We start from the raw sequence: 17,549 nt of genomic DNA on the forward strand, positions 1-17,549 counted from the left end.
CCCCGAACTTGTTTCAGGGCCCAACTCTCCACGGGCGATACCGCTTGAGGCGCGTTGGATGCTGAAACAGGTTCAGCATGACGGCAGGTATTGAGGGTGGCGGTTAGCCCAGCTTCGCCATCGCGCTGGCGGTGTCCACCATGCGGTTCGAGAAGCCCCATTCATTGTCGTACCAGCTGACGACGCGCACCAGCTTGCCGTCGATCACCGCGGTCTCCAGGCTGTCGACGGTCGACGAGGCCGAGGTGTGGACGATGTCGATCGAGACCAGGGGCTCGTCCGAATACCAGAGGATGCCCTTGAGCGGGCCATTTTCCGACGCCGCCTTCAGCACGGCATTCACTTCCTCGATGCTGGTGTCGCGCTTCGGCGTGAAGGTCAGGTCGACAAGGCTGCCATCCGGAACCGGAACGCGGATCGCCGAGCCGTCCAGCTTGCCCTTCAGCTCGGGCAGCACCTCGGCCACGGCGCGGGCGGCGCCGGTGGTGGTCGGGATGATGCTCATCGCGGCGGCGCGGGCGCGGCGCAGGTCCGGGTGGATCTGGTCGAGAATCTTCTGGTCGTTGGTATAGGCATGCACCGTGGTCATCAGGCCGCGCTCGATGCCGATCGTGTCGTTCAGCACCTTGGCGACCGGCGCCAGGCAGTTGGTGGTGCACGACGCGTTCGAGACGATGCTATGGCCGGCCTCGAGCTTGTCGTGGTTCACGCCGAACACCACGGTGAGATCGACATTCTTGCCCGGAGCCGAGATCAGCACCTTCCTGGCGCCGGCATCGATATGCTTCTGGGCGGAGGCACGGTCGGTGAAGAAGCCGGTGCACTCCAGCACCAGCTCGACGCCGTTCTCGGCATGCGGCAGGTTGGCGGGATCGCGCTCCTTGGTCACCTTGATGTGCTTGCCGTCGATGACCAGGTCCTCGCCCTCGGCGGTGACGGTGCCCGGATATTTGCCGTGCACGCTGTCGCGCGAGAACAGCCACGCGTTGGACTTGGCATCGGCCAGGTCGTTGATCGTGACCAGCTCGAGCCCGCTGTCGGGGCGCTCGAGGATCGCGCGCGCCACCAGTCGACCGATGCGCCCGAACCCGTTGATCGCAACCTTCGTCATGCCTGTTCTCCGTTCAACTTTTCGACGATCCGCGGCACGATGGCTCCCGCGGTGAGCCCGAAATGCTCGTAGAGCTTCAGATAAGGCCCCGAGGCGCCGAATCCATCCACGCCGAAGTTTAGCCCGTCCAAGCCCGTATATCGCTCCCAGCCCAAAGTCGCGCCGGCCTCGATCGAGACCTTGAGCGCATGCGCCGGCAGCAGGTCGCGCTTGTACCGCGCGTCCTGCGCGTCGAAACGCTCCCAGCACGGCATCGATACGACGTCGGCGCCGATGCCCTGGGCTTCCAGTTCGTCGCGCACCGCAACGGCGATCTCGACTTCGGAACCGCTGGCGATCAGCACCACCTGGCGCGGCGCCTCGGCCTCGCGGATCGCATAGGCACCGCGCGCCGAGCGGTTCTCGGCAGCCTCGGTGCGCAGCTGCGGCAGGTTCTGGCGGCTGAGCGCGAGCAGGCCCGGGCCGTCCGCCTTCTGCAGCGCCAGTTCCCAGCATTCCGCGGTCTCGATCACGTCGCACGGGCGATAGACGTCGAGATTGGGGATCAGGCGCAGGCTGGTGAGGTGCTCCACCGGCTGATGGGTCGGGCCGTCCTCGCCCAGGCCGATCGAGTCGTGCGTCATCACATAGACGACGCGTGCCTGCTGCAGCGCCGACAGGCGGATCGCCGCGCGGGCATAGTCCGCGAACACCAGGAAAGTGCCGCCATAGGGGATCACGCCGCCATGCAGCGCCATCCCGTTCATCGCCGCCGACATGCCGAACTCGCGGATGCCGTAATAGACGTAGCGGCTGGCATAGTTGCCGGCGCTGAACGTGCCCAGGCCCTTGGTCAGCGTGTTGTTCGAGCCGGTCAGGTCGGCCGAGCCGCCGACGGTGTCGGGGATCTGCGCATTGATCGCCTCGAGCGCCATCTCGCTCGCCTTGCGGGTCGCAACCTTCTGCGGCGCGGCGAGCAGGCCCTGGATGTGATCCTGCATCGAGAACCAGGCCGGCAGGTCGCCGCGCATCCGGCGCTCGAATTCGGCGCGGTCCTCATGCGCTTCGAGCCGCTGCTTCCACGCGGCATGCGGCGCGGCGCCGCGCTTGCCGGCTTCCAGCCAGGCCGCGCGGATATCGCCCGGGATCTCGAACGCCGGGTGGTTCCAGCCCAGCGCCGCGCGGGCGGCGGCGACTTCGTCCGCGCCCAGCGGCGAGCCATGGACCTTGGACGAGCCCTGCTTGTTCGGCGCGCCCTTGCCGATCACCGTGCGGCACTGGACCAGCGACGGCAGCTCGCTGGCGAGCGCTTCGTCGATCGCGCGGGCGATGTCGGCCCGGTCATGGCCGTCGCACGCGACGACCTGCCAGCCCGAGGCGCGGTAGCGCGCGGGCACGTCCTCGCTCGACGAGAGCGAGACCGCGCCGTCGATCGTGATCTTGTTGTCGTCCCACAGCACGATCAGCTTGCCGAGCTTCAGATGCCCGGCCAGGCCGACCGCCTCGTGATTGATGCCTTCCATCAGGCAGCCGTCGCCCGCGATCACCCAGGTGCGGTGATCGACCAGGTCGTCGCCATAGACGGCGTTCAGGTGCCGCTCGGCAGCGGCCATGCCGACCGCCATGGCAAAGCCCTGGCCGAGCGGGCCGGTGGTGCATTCCACGCCCGGCAGCTCGAAATTCTCGGGATGGCCGGCACAGGGGCTGCCGACCTGGCGGAAATCGCGGATGTCCTGCAGCGTCGGCTGGGCATAGCCGGTAAGGTAGAGCGTCGAATAGAGCAGCATCGAGCCGTGCCCGGCCGAAAGCACGAAGCGATCGCGGTCCGCCCATTTCGGATCGGCCGGATCGAACTTCAGATACTCCTGGAACAGCACCGTCGCGACGTCGGCCATGCCCATCGGCATGCCCGGATGCCCCGAATTGGCCGCCTCCACGGCGTCCATCGACAATGCCCGGATGGCATTGGCGCAATCGGCGAAGCTTGCGGTCACTTGGAGTCCCCTGATGCTGGCGCGGACGCCTTTGGGCACCTTGGACCGCCACGTCAACCGCCTCGACACCCCGAGCGCCGGCCGGATGCCGGGCGGACTCGAGCCGGCGCGGCTCCGGTCCGCCTCGTCGAACGCGCCCTGCAACCGATACCATTCAGGGGTTGCTAGGTTCGGATGGGGTGCGTAACGCTTGCGGCATGGCAAGTACGCCCGCCGATCGTATCGAACAGGCCCTCGTCCGCATCGAGAAAGCCGCCGCCGCGCGGGCCTATGCCTGCGAACGGATCACCCAACGCCACGCCAAGCTGCGCGCCCGCATCGAGGATGCGGTGAGCTCGCTCGACGCCCTGATCGCGCGCGAAGCCGGGGCGGAGCAGGACTGATGGCGGACCTCGACATCTCCGTCGCCGGCCGCAGCTATTCGGTCGCCACCCGCGAAGGCGACGAAGCGCATATCCGCCACCTCGAATCGATCCTGCAGCGCCATGCGGAAACCGCCCTGCGCGCGTCGGGCGGCCTGAACGCCGAGCGCACGCTCGTCTATCTCGCGCTGATCCTCGCCGATCTGCTCGACGAGACCGAGCGCAGTCCGCCCGAAGGCGTGTCGCCCGTGCTGCTCGAGCGCATCGCCGACCGGCTCGAGGCCGTGGCCGCGGCGCTCGAAGAGGATGCCGGCGAGGCCTGACCTCCATCCCTCGCCCCAATCCCGCCATCGCTTGAGGCCCCGGCCTTCGCCGGGGTGACGGAGAGGCGAGCGGGATGACGAATTTGGGCGGAGCCGTTGCGAATGCCCTGCGAAATCCCTACATCCGGCCGTGGCGGGCACTGCCCGGTACGAGCCATAGCAATTATCCCTGAGGCTATTCATCATCCATGGGGGCTGTCCCTGTACGGATCCTGGTCCGCTGCACATGGTCCCCACCTGACGTAAAGGGCGTCAGTGGATATTCTGGCAAACGGCCATGGCGGTCCCGCCACCGCTCCCCTAGAAGCGTGGCATGATCGACAAGCTAGCCCTGCGGGCGCAGCTCCGCGCCGAGCGTGACGCCTTCGCCATCGCAGCGAGCGAGGCGATCCTCGCGCCCGAGGCGTTCGTCGAGCGCCTGGCCCCCGGGGCGATCGTCGCCACCTATGTCGCCATCGGCAGCGAAGCCGATCCCACCCAGCTTGCCGCCGCGGCGGCCGAAAGGGGTTGCGCCCTCGCCCTTCCCTTCGTCGTCGACCGGGCGGCGCCGATCCGCTTCCTCGCCTGGCAGATGGGAGAACCGCTGGTCGATGGTCCGTTCGGCCTGCGCCAGCCGCATGCCGACCGCCCCGAAGTCGCGCCCGATGTGATCCTGACGCCGCTCGTCGGCTTCGACGCGCGGCTCAACCGCCTCGGCCAGGGCGCCGCGCATTACGACCGCGCCTTTGCCCGCTATCCCGATGCCTGGCGCGTCGGCGTGGCCTGGGCGATGCAGGAAGTGCCGGCCATCCCCTCCGACATCTGGGACGTGCCGCTCCAGGCCGTAATCACCGAGAAAGGCATGACATGGCACGCGGGAGCATAGCGCCGAGCTGGCGCAAGCCCGCGGGGGCGCTGGGCATAATTGCCTGGATCCTGGTTTGGATCGTGCTGGTGGCGAGCTTCTCGCACTGGATCGGCCGGCTGCACGTGCTCGCCCAGCTGCCGATCTATGTCGTGACCGGCATCGTCTGGATCCTGCCGCTCGGCGGGGTGTTGCGCTGGATGGAAACGGGGCGCTGGCGCCGCGCCTGAAGGCCGCCCTTGCCCCTTGCTTTGTAGGATGTCGCCTGCTGAACCCGTACAGCCGGCCGCGGGGCCTGCCGCTCTTTGACCTGTAGGAAAGATAGGATCATGCGTGCGCAAGAATGTTACGAGATGCGCCGCGTTTCCGGGAAAATAGGGAAAATAGGGCCGCCGAAAACCTGCGTCCGGCATGTGCTTCCGGTACTTTGGCGAGTCGGCGCTTCGCATGCTGCTGGAAGATGCCATGCGGCGCATGGCGCGAGTGACGGGGCTCGAACCCGCGACCTCCGGCGTGACAGGCCGGCGCTCTAACCAACTGAGCTACACCCGCATGCGTGCACGAGAACCGACCATCGCCGCCACGGCATCGATCCGCCGGGCTCCGCACGAGCGGCGCCTTACCGGTCCGGCAATGGGGAATGGCGCGAGTGACGGGGCTCGAACCCGCGACCTCCGGCGTGACAGGCCGGCGCTCTAACCAACTGAGCTACACCCGCTCTCTCGAAGCGAGGAGGCGGGCACTAGACGCGAGATTCGGGGGTGTCAACCGGATTGGTCGCGACTTTTTCGCCGCAGCGGCCGATTATCCACAGGATCGTTCACCAAGGTCCCGTGCTCGAAGAGAAAACCGGCGATGTCCGGCTTGCCCGCCGCGTTCACCACCGTCTGGATGATGATCAGCAGCGGCACCGCGAGCAGCGCCCCGGTGGTGCCCCACACCCAGCCCCAGAAGCTCAGCGAGATCAGGATCATGATCGGGCTGATCGTCAGCCGGTGGCCCACGATCAGCGGCGTCACCACATTCGCCTCGATCAGGTGGCAGGCGATCATCACGATCGGCGGTACGAACGCCCAGCCCAGGTCCGGAAAGGTCATCAGCCCGCCCATGGCCAGCAGCAGCGCGGCGAACACCGGCCCGAAATAGGGGATGTAGTTGAGCAGCGCGACGATGCCGCCCCACATCAGCGGCGTGGGCATGCCGATCGCCCAGAGCACGCCCGCGACGATCAGGCCCAGCGTCAGGTTGATCAGCGTGATCGTGCCCAGATAGGCCGAGGTATCGTCCACCACGTCCTGGATCACGCGCGCCGTCGCCATCGCGCCGCCGAAGCTCGCCCGGCTGGTGATCGCGTTGCGGCGCAGCCGGGTCCAGCCCGACAGGAAGAAATAGATGACGAGGATGGCGAAGAACATCTCCACCAGCGCCGATGGCGCGGAAGTGGCGAACAGGTCGATCAGCGAGCGCGGCGGCGTGGCCGCCATCACTTCGGGCTGCTTCATCGGCGCCGAGGCGAAGTTCATCACCGTCTTGTTCACGAAGCTGTCGAGGTTCGCGTAGAACTCGATCAGGGGCTTCAGATTCTCCTGGATCTGCGGGATCTTGGCGGGAAGGTCGCGGATCCATTGCCAGGCCGGCACCACGATCGAGGCCAGCGCGACATTGGCCGCGATCAGGAACAGCAGCACGCAGATGAACGCCGCGATCGGCGCGGGCACGCGGTGGCGCTCCAGCCATTCGAGCAGCGGCACCAGCGCGATCGCGATCACCAGGGCGGTGGTGAGCGGCAGGAAGAACACCGCGCCCGCCTGCAGCGCGAAGGGCAGCGCCAGCAACAGGCCGATCCCCGCCATCAGCGCCAGCGCCGCCATCAGCCGGTCGCGCTTCTGGCCGTCGCCCATGCTTTCCTGGCTCGATGGCCCGAGCAAGGGTGCCCTTGCCGGTCCCGACGGCAGGCCGTCGTCCAGGGGTTCGCCGCCGATGCTGCCGGGTCGATCGCTCACTTCTGCCCTTCCCTTTCGCGGCAGACCCTAGCGCGTCCCCCCTCCTTCGTCATCCCCGTGAAGGCAGCCCCCCTGGATCCGGGCGGCTCGGCGGGAAACGCCGGATCGCCGCCTCCGCGGGAATGACGGTGCCGGGCTTTCGCGCCCGTAACGGCTGCGCTAGCCTTGCCGCATGGGCGAGAACATCCTGGTCATCGACGAGGGCACCACCTCCACCCGCGCGATGCTGTTCGCGCCGTCGGGCAAGTGCCTGGGCAGCCACAGCGCCGACCTTACCCAGCATTATCCGGGGCCCGGCCTGGTCGAGCATGATGCGAATGAGATCTGGCGGCGCTCGCTCGAATGCGCGATGGCCATGGTGCAGCAGGCCGGCGGCCCGCAGGCGATCGCCGCGATCGGCATCACCAACCAGCGCGAGACGATCGTCTTCTGGGACAAGACCACCGGCGAGCCGCTTGCGCCGGCCATCGTCTGGCAGGATCGCCGCTCGGCCGCGATGTGCCGGGCCTGGCGCGAAGCCGGCGAGGAAGCCGGCGTCCAGGCGCGCACCGGGCTGCTGCTCGATCCCTATTTCTCCGGCACCAAGATCGCCTGGGCAATGCGCAACTGGCCGCAGCTGAAGGGCGTCGGCGATCGCCTCGCCATCGGCACGGTCGAGAGCTGGCTGGTGTGGAAGCTCACCGGCGGCCTGCACGTCACCGACGCGACCAACGCCTCGCGCACGCTGCTGATGGGGCTCGGCTCCGGCGGGTGGAGCGACGGGCTGCTCGACATGTTCTCCGCCCCGCGCGACGCGCTGCCGGAGATCGTCGATTGCGCGGGCAGGTTCGGCACCACCAGATTGTTCGGCGGCGAGATCCCCATTTGCGGCCTGGCCGGCGACCAGCAGGCCGCGACGATTGGGCAGGCCTGTATCGAGCGCGGCGACACCAAGGCGACCTATGGCACCGGCGCCTTCGTGCTGACCAACGCCGGCGGCACCCCGCCCTCCTCCAGGAACCGGCTGCTCGCCACCGTGCTCTGGCAATTGGGCGGGCGGCGGACCTATGCGATCGAGGGTTCGGTGTTCGTCGCCGGCAGCCTGGTCCAGTGGCTGCGCGATTCGGTGAAGCTGATCGAGACGGCGCAGGAGACCGAGGCGCTGGCCCGCTCGGTCAAGGACAATGGCGGCGTGTATCTCGTCCCGGCGCTCAGCGGCCTCGGCGCGCCCTGGTGGGAACCGGAAGCGCGCGCCGCGATCTCTGGCCTCAGCTTCGCCGCGACCCGCGCGCACATCGTCCGCGCCGCGCTGGAGGCGATGGCGCACCAGAGCCACGACCTGAAGGCCGCCTTCGCCGCCGATGGCGCGGACTGGTCGCGGCTGCGCATCGACGGCGGCATGGTCACCAACGACTGGATCGCCCAGGACCTGGCCGACATCCTCGCGATTCCCGTGGATCGCCCCGACTTCGCCGAGACCACCGCGCTGGGGGCCGCGATGCTCGCCGGCATCGGCTGCGGGATGTTCCATGGGATCGAGGACGCGACGAAGATGCGCGGCGCGGGGCTTACGTTCGAGCCGGGGCTGGATGGCGATGCCCGTGCCACTCGGCTGGCGGGCTGGAGAAGTGCCGTGACCTCGGTCGTCACTCCCGCGAAAGCGGGAACCCATCTCCCGGACTAGCCTGTAACATACCGCCTTACCTGCTGCCCTCGCGGGAGATGGGCCTCGCTTTCGCCGGAGTGCCGAAGGGATTGGCGGGGGGCGCAAATGCGAGAGCCCCCTACCCCAGAAACACCCGCACATATTCCTCCACCGGGCGCCGCAGCAGCGTCTCGTTGACGAAGAACGGGATCGACCCCTTCTCCCACCGCCCGATCCGCACGCCGGCAACGCGCCCGCGCTCGAACGCGGCCTCGGCCAGCGCCTGCGGCATCTCCAGCCGGTAGATGTTCGACGCATCCGGGTTCGGCGCGCGCTTCACCTTGCCGCTCTTCTCCAGCGCCGCGAACAGCGCACCGGCCGCGCCATGCGCCCTGGCGATGCTCTCGGGCAGGCGCTGCAGCCCGTCGAGCGCCAGCAGGGCCGGTGCCCAGCCCTGATAGATCAGCCCGCCATAGAGGTGCCGCCACTCCCTCGCCCTGGCGATCACCGCCGCCGGCCCGGCCAGCACCGCGCCGAACGGGGCGCCGAGATATTTGTAGAGCGAGACATAGACCGTCTCGAACGGCGCCACATAGGCCTTGCGGTCGAGCTTGGGCGGCGCGAGCAGCAGCCGGGCCGCGTCGAGGTGCATCCGCGTGCCGTGCGCCGCCGCCAGCGCGGCGATCTCCGCGATGCGCTCCGGCGGGATCAGCTGCCCGTCCAGCCGCCGCACCGGACTCTCCAGCGAGATCGCGCCCACCTTGAGCGCATAGGGGCCCTTCTCGGCGGCATCGAACGCCGCAACCAGCTCGTCCCGGGTCGGCGCCACCCGCCCCGCCGCCAGCGGCACCAGGTTGATGCCCGCCAGCCGCTGCGCCATGTTGCTCTCGTCGCGGTAGAGATGGCTGTCATATTGGCAGAGCGCATGCGGCGCGTCCCCGCACAGCACCCGCAGCGCGACATTGTTGGCCAGCGTGCCCGTCGGGAAGAAAGCGCAGGCCTCCTTGCCGAGATGGGCCGCAAAGGCCTTTTCCAGCGCCTCGACCGCGCCGCCGTTCAGATAGCCGTCGCGCACCGAACCGCCGCCCGCCAGCTCCGCCAGCCGCGCCGACATGGCGGCGGGATCGGGCGGCGCGGAGTCCCCGACCAGCCAGACGCTGCGCGCATCGACCGGCGGAAAGGCCGGTGCCGCTTGCCACCCCGCCGCCCGGGCCAGTGGCGGCAGGGCCATGGCGGTGGCGGCGAGCCCCAGGAACGCGCGGCGATCGGAATGCATCGGGAGTCTCCCTTCGGATGCCGATCCTAGCGCGCGCCGCTCCCTCCGCCAGCGCCTTTGCGACTCAGGCCGCGGCCTCTCCGACGAACAACGCCCGCAGGTCCTTCTTCAGGATCTTGCCATTGGCGTTGCGCGGCAGCGTGTCGGCCACGAAGCGCACCTGCACCGGCACCTTGAACGCCGCCAGCCGCTCGCGGACGAAGCCCTGGAGCTCCGCCTCGGTCGCGCCGGTGCCCGGCGCCATATGGACCACCGCCACCGGCTCCTCGCCCAGCGTCTTGTGCGGCACCCCGATCAGCGCCGCGTCCATCACGCCGGGGAAGGCGTAGAGCACATCCTCCACTTCGCTCGAATAGATGTTCTCGCCGCCGCGGATCACGATGTCCTTGGCCCGGTCGACGATGTAGAGGAAGCCCTCCTCGTCGAGCCTGGCCAGGTCGCCGGTGCGCACCCAGCCGTCGATGAAGGTCTCGGCGGTGGCCTCGGGCTTGCCCCAATAGCCCTTCACGATCATCGGCCCCTTGGCCCAGAGCTCGCCCACTTCTCCCACGGGAAGCTCCCGGTCGCCCTCGACCGTCATGATCTTGAGGTCCGCGGTCGCCACCGGCTGGCCGGCGCTGGTCGGCCGGGTCAGATAATCCTCGCCGCTATGCTGGGTCACCGTCGCCATCGTCTCGGTCATGCCCCAGCCATTGCCGGGCAGCGCGCCGAATTCCTCATAGATGCGCTTCACCAGCTCGGGCGCGGAGGGCGCGCCGCCATAGGAGATCGCCTCCAGGCTGGAGAGGTCGTATTTTTCCCGCGCCGGATGCTCGAGCAGCTGCCAGGCGATCGTCGGCACGCCACCGGTGAAGGTCACCTTCTCGCGCTCGATCAGGCCCATCGCCTGCTCGGCGTCCCAGCGGCGCATGAACAATATGGTCTGCCCGGTCGCGATGCCGGTCATCAGCGCGGCGCTGCACGCGGTGACGTGGAACAGCGGGATCACCAGCAGGCCCACCTTGTGCGGGATCACCGCAGGCGGCATCTCGCCCCGCCGCAGCATCGCCCGCGCCGCGCTGTATCCGCTCGACAGGATGTTGGTGCAGATGTTGCGGTGCGTGCCCAACGCGCCCTTGGGACTGCCCGTGGTGCCGCTGGTGTAGAAGATCGTCGCATCGTCCTCGGGCGAGACCGCCACTTGCGGAAAGGGAATGTCGGGCAGGCCGGCCCAGTCGCTCCGCGTGCCGATCAGCACTTCGAGGCGGCTGGCATTGCCGCCCAGTTCCTCGTCGCAGCGGCTCACCACCACGCGCTCCAGCTCGGGCAGATGCGCATAGCAGTCCTTCAGCCGCGCATGCCGCTCGGCATCGACGAACAGCACCTTCGCGCCCGAATCCTTCAGCCCATATTCGAGCTCGCCGCCGGTCCACCATGCATTGAGCGGCACGATGATCGCGCCCAGGCTCGTCACCGCGAAGAAGATGGTCGGCCATTCCGGCAGGTTGCGCATCGCCAGCGCCACCCGGTCGCCCTTCCGCACGCCCATCTCGGTCAGCCGCTGCGCCAGGTGGCAGACCGCGCGATAGTTCGCGTCATAGGTGACCCGCTCATCCTCGTAGATGGTGAAGACGCGGTCGCCATAGAGGCGCACCAGCTGCTGGAGCACGCCGAGCGTGGGCGGGGCGTTCTTCCAGACCCGGGTCGGCACGCCGCGGATCTCCGCGTCCTCCATCTCGAAGCGCGCGCCCGGCGCGGTTAGCGCGGCCTTCACCTGCGCCAGCGACATCGCCGGCCAATTGGGGTCGAGCGGAACGATCGGTTCGGGGGCCAAGGCGATTCTCTCCAGTCTATGCGCGTTCTGTTTCTAGAATGTTGGGTTTGGCACCGGATGCCGTACCGTAAACAACGTTAGTGTTGATTCATCGCGCGCTCAAGGCAATAGGGGAAGCGCATCCCCGAGAAGATGCGAGTCACCGGTTTCGAATGAGAGGTATGCCAGCCGCATGAAACTTGCCAAGCCCGAAAACCAGGGTTTCGACGCGGCCCGGCTGGCACGGATCGATCCGTATCTGAAGGCTCGCTATCTCGACTCGGGCAAGCTCCCGCACGCCCAGCTGCTGATCGCGCGCGGCGGCGAGATCGTGCATTTCTCGCACCAGGGCCCGGCCCGCGAGGGCGGCGCGCCGGTGGACGAGGCCACGCTCTTCCGCATCGCCTCGATGACCAAGCCGGTCACCAGCCTGGCCTTCATGATGCTGGTCGAGGAGGGGCTGGTCGGCCTCGACACCCCCGTCCACCACATCCTTCCCGAGCTGAAGGCGCTCGGCGTGTTCAAGGCCGGCGGCGACAAGGTGCCGTTCCAGACCACGCCCACCGAGGAGCCGATGCGGATGGTGGACCTGCTCCGCCACACCTCCGGCTTCACCTACAGCTTCCAGAATCGCACCAATGTCGATGCCGCCTATCGCGCCGGCAGGATCGAGGACTGGCACGGCAATCTCGACCTTGACGGCTTCATCGCGGCGCTCGGCCGGATCCCGCTGGAATTCTCGCCGGGCAGCGAGTGGAACTATTCGGTGTCCACGGACGTGCTCGGCGCGGTGGTCGAGCGCGTCTCGGGCATGAAGCTCGGCGACTTCTTCCGCCAGCGCATCTTCGCGCCCCTCGGCATGCACGACACCGGCTTCACCGTCCCCGCCGACAAGATCGACCGCCTCGCCGATTGCTGGACGATGGTGCAGGGCAAGGGCCGGGTGATGTACGATCGCGGCGCCGAGAGCGCCTGGTCGCGCGAGCCGCGCCTCGTCTCCGGTGGCGGCGGCCTGGTCTCGACGTCGCTCGACTATCACCGCTTCTGCACCTTCTTCCTGAACAAGGGGGAGCTGGCGGGCACCCGCCTGGTCAGCCGCAAGACGGTCGACCTGATGACGGCCAACCACCTGCCCGGCGGCTCGGACCTCCACGCCATGTCGCAGTCGCTGTTCAGCGAGACGACCAATGCCGGCACCGGCTTCGGCCTGGGCTTCGCGATCACCATGGATCCGGCCAAGGCGATGATCCCCGGCTCGGCCGGCGAATATTATTGGGGCGGGATGTTCTCGACGTCCTTCTTCATCGATCCCGTCGAGCGGCTCTCGATGGTCTTCATGACGCAGCTTTCCCCGTCCATGCTCTACCCGATCCGGCGCGAGCTGAAGACGCTGATCTATTCGGCATTGAACGACTGATGGTATGGACAAAGAGATTGTTCGCGCAGAGGCGCAGAGAGCGCAGAGAAGTTGCGCGCCGCGTCAGCGGCAGTCCACTTTCTGCCTCGTCGCCTTTCCCGCCGCTGACGCGGCGCCAACCTTTTCGGCAAAGACAGCCTCTGCGTCCTCCGCGCCTCTGCGCGAACCAAAACCTTCCTTCTTCACGTCCTCGCGCCCACGCGTGAACCAATAAACTGGAGACCAAAATGACCTCCCCCATCACCACCACCCGCCAGGGCGACGTCCTGATCATCACTTCGGACAATCCGCCGGTGAACGCGCTCGGCGCGGCGGTCCGCCAGGGCATCCAGGCCGGCATCCAGGAAGCCAAGGGCGACGACGGCATCAAGGCCGTCGTGATCACCTGCGCCGGCAAGACCTTCTTCGCCGGGGCCGACATCACCGAATTCGGCAAGCCGATGCAGGAGCCCTCGCTCCCGGTGCTGGTCGATGAGATCGAGGCGCTCGACAAGCCGGTGATCGCCGCCGTCCATGGCACCGCGCTCGGCGGCGGCTGCGAAGTCGCCCTCGCCTCGCACTATCGCATCGCCGTGCCCTCGGCGAAGTTCGGCCTGCCCGAGGTCAAACTCGGCATCCTGCCCGGCGCCGGCGGCACCCAGCGCATGCCGCGCGTCGCGGGCGTCGAGGTCGCGCTCGAAATGGCGACCAAGGGCGATCCGATCTCGGCCGAGCAGGCCAGGGCCGCCGGCCTGGTCGACCGTCTCGCGACCGAGGGCAATCTCGTCGCCGATGCCGTCGCCTTCGCGCAGGAAGTGATCGGCAAGCCGGTCTCGCGCTCGTCCGAGCGTCCGGTCACCGTCGATCCGGCCGTGTTCGAGGCATTCCGTGCCAAGAACGCCAAGCGCTTCCGTGGCATGGACGCGCCGAACACGATCATGGACCTGATCGAGCAGACCGCCGGCAAGCCCTATGCCGAGGGCGTCCAGGCCGAGCGCATGGGCTTCATGAAGCTGATCATGGGCACCCAGTCCGCCGCGCTGCGCCACATCTTCTTCGCCGAGCGCAAGGCCGCCAAGATCGACGGCATCGCCGAGGACATCGCGCTCCGCGACATCAAGCGCGTCGGCGTGATCGGCGCAGGCACGATGGGCGGCGGCATCTCGATGAACTTCCTGTCGGCGGGCGTGCCGGTGACCATCGTCGAGATGGCGCAGGAAGCGCTCGATCGCGGCACCGGCGTGATCCGCAAGAATTACGAGGCGACCGCCGCCAAGGGCCGCATGACCGCCGAGCAGGTGGAAGGCGCGATGGGTCTGCTCAACCCGACGCTCGATTTCGACGCGCTCGGCGAGTGCGACCTGATCATCGAGGCCGTCTATGAGAATATGGACGTCAAGAAGGACATCTTCGGCAAGCTCGACAAGATCGCCAAGCCGGGCGCCATCCTCGCCTCGAACACCAGCTATCTGAACATCGACGAGATCGCCGCCGTGACCAGCCGTCCGCAGGACGTGCTCGGCCTGCACTTCTTCTCGCCGGCGAACGTGATGAAGCTGCTCGAGATCGTCCGCGGCGCCAAGACCGCCGACGACGTGCTGGCCACTGCCATGGCCGTGTCGAAGAAGATCAGGAAGGTCGCCGTCATCGCCGGCGTCTGCTACGGCTTCATCGGCAACCGCATGCTGATGCCGCGCCAGGTCGAGGCCAACAAGATGCTGCTCGAAGGCGCCACGCCCGAGCAGATCGACAAGGTCCATGTCGCCTTCGGCATGCCGATGGGCCCGTTCCAGATGGCCGATCTCGCCGGTGTCGACATCGGCTGGCACCGCGACCCGAACCGGATCGAGAATATCCGCGACGCGCTCGCCGCCGAGGGCCGCTGGGGCCAGAAGAAGAGCGCCGGCTTCTACGATTATGACGAGAAGCGCACTCCCTCGAACAGCCCCCGCGTCGCCGAGCTGATCGCCGAGTGGCGCGAGAAGCTGGGCGTGCCGCAGCACGAGATCACCGAGGAGGAGATCGTCGTCCGCACGCTCTATACCATGGTCAATGAAGGCGCGCTGATCCTCGCCGAGAAGATGGCCCAGCGCGCCAGCGACATCGATGTGGTGTGGGTCTATGGCTATGGCTGGCCCCCGTATCGCGGCGGCCCGATGTTCTGGGCCGACACCGAGGGCCTCAAGAAGATCGTCGAGGGCCTCGAGAAATACGGCTTCGAAGTCGCCCCGCTGCTCCGCGAAAAGGCGGAGAAGGGCGAAAAGTTCAACAAGTAACCCAAGCTCCCTCTCCCCCGTCGGGGGAGAGGGTCGGGGAAAGGGGCAGTCGCAACGCAAGGCTGCCCCATCCCTCTCCCCACAGGCGGAGAGAGGGAGAAGGATCTGAGGATGACCGAAGCACTCGACCAATTCCGCGCCGAAACCCGCGCCTGGCTGGAGGAAAACTGCCCGGCCGAGATGCGCACCCCGCCCAAGTCGGAAAAGGAAACCACCTGGGGCGGGCGCAATCCCCATTATGCGCATCCGGACCAGAAGGTCTGGCTCGATCGCATGGCGTCGCGCGGCTGGACCGTCCCCGATTGGCCCAAGGCCTATGGCGGCGGCGGGCTCTCGCCGGCCGAGACCAAGATCCTCCGCGAGGAGCTGAAGGCGATCAAGGCGCGCAATCCGCTCAATTCGTTCGGCATCTCGATGCTCGGGCCGGCGCTGCTGAAATATGGCACCGAGGAGCAGAAGCTCGAGCATCTGCCCAGGATCGCGCGCGGCGAGATCCGCTGGTGCCAGGGCTATTCGGAGCCGAACGCCGGCTCGGACCTCGCCGGGCTGCAGACCAGCGCCGAGGACAAGGGCGATCATTTCCTGGTCAACGGCCAGAAGGTGTGGACCAGCTATGCCGACAAGGCCGACTGGATCTTCTGCCTCGTCCGCACCGACAAGACCGTCAAGCAGGCCGGCATCAGCTTCCTGTTGTTCGACATGGCCTCGCCCGGCGTCTCGACCAGGCCGATCCTGCTGATCAGCGGCAACTCGCCCTTTTGCGAGACCTTCTTCGACAATGTCGAGGTACCCAAGGCCAATCTGCTCGGCGAGCTGAACAAGGGCTGGGACGTCGCCAAATATCTGCTCGGCCATGAGCGCGAGATGATCTCGGGCTTCGGCCTGGGCGGTGCCGGCAAGGATCCGCTGGTCGAGGCGGCGCGCAAGGGCGTCGATCCGATCCTGCGCGCGCAGATCGCGTTGTTCCAGGTTCGCTCCAAGGCATTCACCGCGATGTCCGAGAAGTTCATCGACGAGCTGAAGGCCGGCCAGGCGCATCCCGCCCAGCCCTCGATGATGAAATATTACGGCACCGAGCTGAACAAGGCCCGCCACGAGCTCGAAATGGCGGCGGGCGGCTCGGACGCGCTCGAATGGGAGAGCGAGGCCAGCCATCAGGGCGCCGCGGCCCGCACCTGGCTGCGCACCAAGGCCAATTCGATCGAGGGCGGGACGAGCGAGATCCAGCTCAACATCATCGCCAAGCGGATCCTCGACCTCCCTTCGTAACCGTCATCCCCGCAAAGGCGGGGATCCAGCGCCACAGGCGTCTCGCTCGGTTACCCTGGATCCCCGCCTTCGCGGGGATGACGAAAGAGAAGCAAAATGCCCCTCTACCTCAATGACGACCAGACCATGCTCCGCGACACCGCGAGGGATTTCGTCGCCTCGGAAGCTCCGGTCAGCCACATGCGCGCGCTGCGCGACGCCGAGGACGCCACCGGCTTTTCCCGCGCGCTTTGGAAGCAGTTCGCCGAAATGGGCTTCACCGGCATCCTGATTCCCGAGAGCGAAGGCGGCCTCGGCCTCGGCCATGTCGAGGCGGGCGTGGTGCTCGAGGAGATCGGCCGCAACCTGTCGCCCTCGCCCTTCCTCGCCACCGCCGTCGCCGCCGTCGAAGCGCTGAAGGGCACTGCCGCCGCCCGAACCTGGTATCCCGGCATCCTCGCCGGCGAGACCGTCGCGGCCCTGGCGATCGACGAGGGGCCCAAGCACGACGGCAGGATCGCGATGCAGGCCGAGCGCGCGGGCAACGGCTTCCGCCTCACCGGCACCAAGCAGTTCGTGACGCACGGCCATGTCGCCGACCTGCTGCTCGTCGCGGCAAGAACCGGGAACGGCGTCACGCTGTTCGCTGTCCCCGAGGATGCCGCCGGCCTCACCGCCACGCCCGAGCGTCTCGCCGATTCCAGCATCGCCGCCCGCCTCCGGTTCGACGGCGTGGAAGTCGATGCCGATGCCGTGATCGGCGAGGTCGACCAGGGGGACGGCCCGCTTGCCCGCCTGCTCGCCGCGGGCCGCGCCGGCGCCGCGGCCGAGATGGTCGGCGTCGGCGGCGGCGCGATGGACCGGACCGTCCATTATCTCAAGGAGCGCAAGCAGTTCGGCATGGCCATCGGCAGCTTCCAGGCGCTCCAGCACCGCGCCGCGCATCTCTATAGCGAGATGGAAGTCGCCCGCGCCGCCGTGCTCAAGGCCCAGCAGCTGCTTGATGCCGGGCAGGACGCGGCCGAGGCCGTGTCGGTCGCCAAGGCGATGACCGGACTTGCCACCACGCTCGCCGTGCAGGAGGGTGTCCAGATGCACGGGGGCATCGGCATGACCGACGAATATGACATCGGCTTCTTCATGAAGCGCGCCCGCGTGCTCGCCGAGATGTTCGGTGACAGCAACTTCCATGCGAACGCGCTGGCGGAAGCGGCGGGATATTGATGGCAGGCCGCATTTCCTTCCCGTTCGTCGTCCCCGCGCAGGCGGCGATCCAGAGTCGCAAGGGGCGTCGCTCCGTTACCCAGGATCCCCGCCTTTG

General features: G+C 67.8%; 14 protein-coding genes and 2 tRNA genes. 9 read left to right on the plus strand and 7 right to left on the minus strand.

Annotated elements, in window-relative coordinates:
* Positions 1-103 precede the first annotated feature (103 nt).
* Both gap and tkt read right to left on the minus strand, forming a co-directional pair.
* Complete coding sequence (gene gap, locus OMP43_RS14160) at positions 104-1,111, minus strand: type I glyceraldehyde-3-phosphate dehydrogenase (RefSeq protein ID WP_280280176.1); 1,008 nt, start codon at positions 1,109-1,111, stop codon at positions 104-106.
* Entirely contained in the window at positions 1,108-3,084 is a 1,977-nt protein-coding gene (gene tkt, locus OMP43_RS14165; protein ID WP_280280177.1) for a transketolase, read from the minus strand. Before tkt ends, gap begins: the two co-directional genes overlap by 4 nt.
* Positions 3,085-3,281: 197 nt before the next feature.
* Here tkt and OMP43_RS14170 point away from each other — a divergent pair, with 197 nt between their 5' ends.
* The 4 genes from OMP43_RS14170 (at position 3,282) to OMP43_RS14185 (ending at position 4,843) form a co-directional block, all read left to right on the plus strand.
* Positions 3,282-3,467 carry a hypothetical protein gene (locus OMP43_RS14170; protein ID WP_086129626.1) on the plus strand — a complete coding sequence of 62 codons (186 nt, stop codon included), beginning with the start codon at positions 3,282-3,284 and terminating at the stop codon, positions 3,465-3,467.
* The gene (locus OMP43_RS14175) at positions 3,467-3,769 is read left to right on the plus strand and encodes a cell division protein ZapA (protein ID WP_280280178.1); all 303 of its coding nucleotides are present in this window, start codon (positions 3,467-3,469) and stop codon (positions 3,767-3,769) included. The genes OMP43_RS14170 and OMP43_RS14175 overlap by 1 nt, the downstream gene beginning before the upstream one ends.
* 313 nt (positions 3,770-4,082) lie before the next feature.
* Positions 4,083-4,634 (plus strand): 5-formyltetrahydrofolate cyclo-ligase, encoded by a 552-nt coding sequence (locus tag OMP43_RS14180; protein ID WP_280280179.1) that lies wholly within the window; start codon positions 4,083-4,085, stop codon positions 4,632-4,634.
* Positions 4,616-4,843, plus strand: a complete 228-nt coding sequence (locus tag OMP43_RS14185; RefSeq protein WP_280280180.1) for a DUF2842 domain-containing protein — start codon at positions 4,616-4,618, stop codon at positions 4,841-4,843. Before OMP43_RS14180 ends, OMP43_RS14185 begins: the two co-directional genes overlap by 19 nt.
* 245 nt (positions 4,844-5,088) lie before the next feature.
* Here the strand turns inward: OMP43_RS14185 and OMP43_RS14190 are convergent.
* The 3 genes from OMP43_RS14190 to OMP43_RS14200 form a co-directional block, all read right to left on the minus strand.
* Positions 5,089-5,165 (minus strand) — tRNA-Asp (locus tag OMP43_RS14190).
* An 89-nt stretch (positions 5,166-5,254) separates the two neighbouring features.
* A tRNA-Asp gene (locus tag OMP43_RS14195) sits at positions 5,255-5,331 on the minus strand.
* Between the two features lie 46 nt (positions 5,332-5,377).
* Positions 5,378-6,514: an AI-2E family transporter gene (locus OMP43_RS14200; RefSeq protein WP_086130073.1), complete on the minus strand. Its 1,137-nt coding sequence runs from the start codon at positions 6,512-6,514 to the stop codon at positions 5,378-5,380.
* A 274-nt stretch (positions 6,515-6,788) separates the two neighbouring features.
* On the opposite strand from OMP43_RS14200, the gene OMP43_RS14205 reads away from it, so the two are divergent.
* Complete coding sequence (locus tag OMP43_RS14205; RefSeq protein WP_280280181.1) at positions 6,789-8,279, plus strand: glycerol kinase; 1,491 nt, start codon at positions 6,789-6,791, stop codon at positions 8,277-8,279.
* A gap of 100 nt (positions 8,280-8,379) precedes the next feature.
* Here the strand turns inward: OMP43_RS14205 and OMP43_RS14210 are convergent, their stop codons facing one another.
* Positions 8,380-9,516 (minus strand): beta-eliminating lyase-related protein, encoded by a 1,137-nt coding sequence (locus OMP43_RS14210; RefSeq protein WP_280280182.1) that lies wholly within the window; start codon positions 9,514-9,516, stop codon positions 8,380-8,382.
* A gap of 64 nt (positions 9,517-9,580) precedes the next feature.
* On the minus strand, positions 9,581-11,284 hold the full coding sequence (locus OMP43_RS14215; RefSeq protein ID WP_280280235.1) for a class I adenylate-forming enzyme family protein: 1,704 nt from the start codon (positions 11,282-11,284) through the stop codon (positions 9,581-9,583).
* A 217-nt stretch (positions 11,285-11,501) separates the two neighbouring features.
* On the opposite strand from OMP43_RS14215, the gene OMP43_RS14220 reads away from it, so the two are divergent.
* The 4 genes from OMP43_RS14220 to OMP43_RS14235 all read left to right on the plus strand — a co-directional run bounded on the left by OMP43_RS14220 (position 11,502) and on the right by OMP43_RS14235 (position 17,452).
* Positions 11,502-12,725, plus strand: a complete 1,224-nt coding sequence (locus tag OMP43_RS14220) for a serine hydrolase domain-containing protein (RefSeq protein ID WP_280280183.1) — start codon at positions 11,502-11,504, stop codon at positions 12,723-12,725.
* A gap of 227 nt (positions 12,726-12,952) precedes the next feature.
* Positions 12,953-14,980 carry a 3-hydroxyacyl-CoA dehydrogenase NAD-binding domain-containing protein gene (locus OMP43_RS14225; protein WP_280280184.1) on the plus strand — a complete coding sequence of 676 codons (2,028 nt, stop codon included), beginning with the start codon at positions 12,953-12,955 and terminating at the stop codon, positions 14,978-14,980.
* Positions 14,981-15,091: 111 nt separating this feature from the next.
* A complete protein-coding gene (locus tag OMP43_RS14230; RefSeq protein WP_280280185.1) occupies positions 15,092-16,249 on the plus strand; it encodes an acyl-CoA dehydrogenase family protein in 1,158 nt (385 codons plus the stop codon).
* A 96-nt stretch (positions 16,250-16,345) separates the two neighbouring features.
* Positions 16,346-17,452 carry an acyl-CoA dehydrogenase family protein gene (locus OMP43_RS14235; protein WP_280280186.1) on the plus strand — a complete coding sequence of 369 codons (1,107 nt, stop codon included), beginning with the start codon at positions 16,346-16,348 and terminating at the stop codon, positions 17,450-17,452.
* The last annotated feature ends 97 nt before the right edge of the window (positions 17,453-17,549 follow it).

Source organism: Sphingomonas sp. CBMAI 2297, assembly GCF_029870595.1.
GTDB lineage: Bacteria > Pseudomonadota > Alphaproteobacteria > Sphingomonadales > Sphingomonadaceae > Sphingomonas.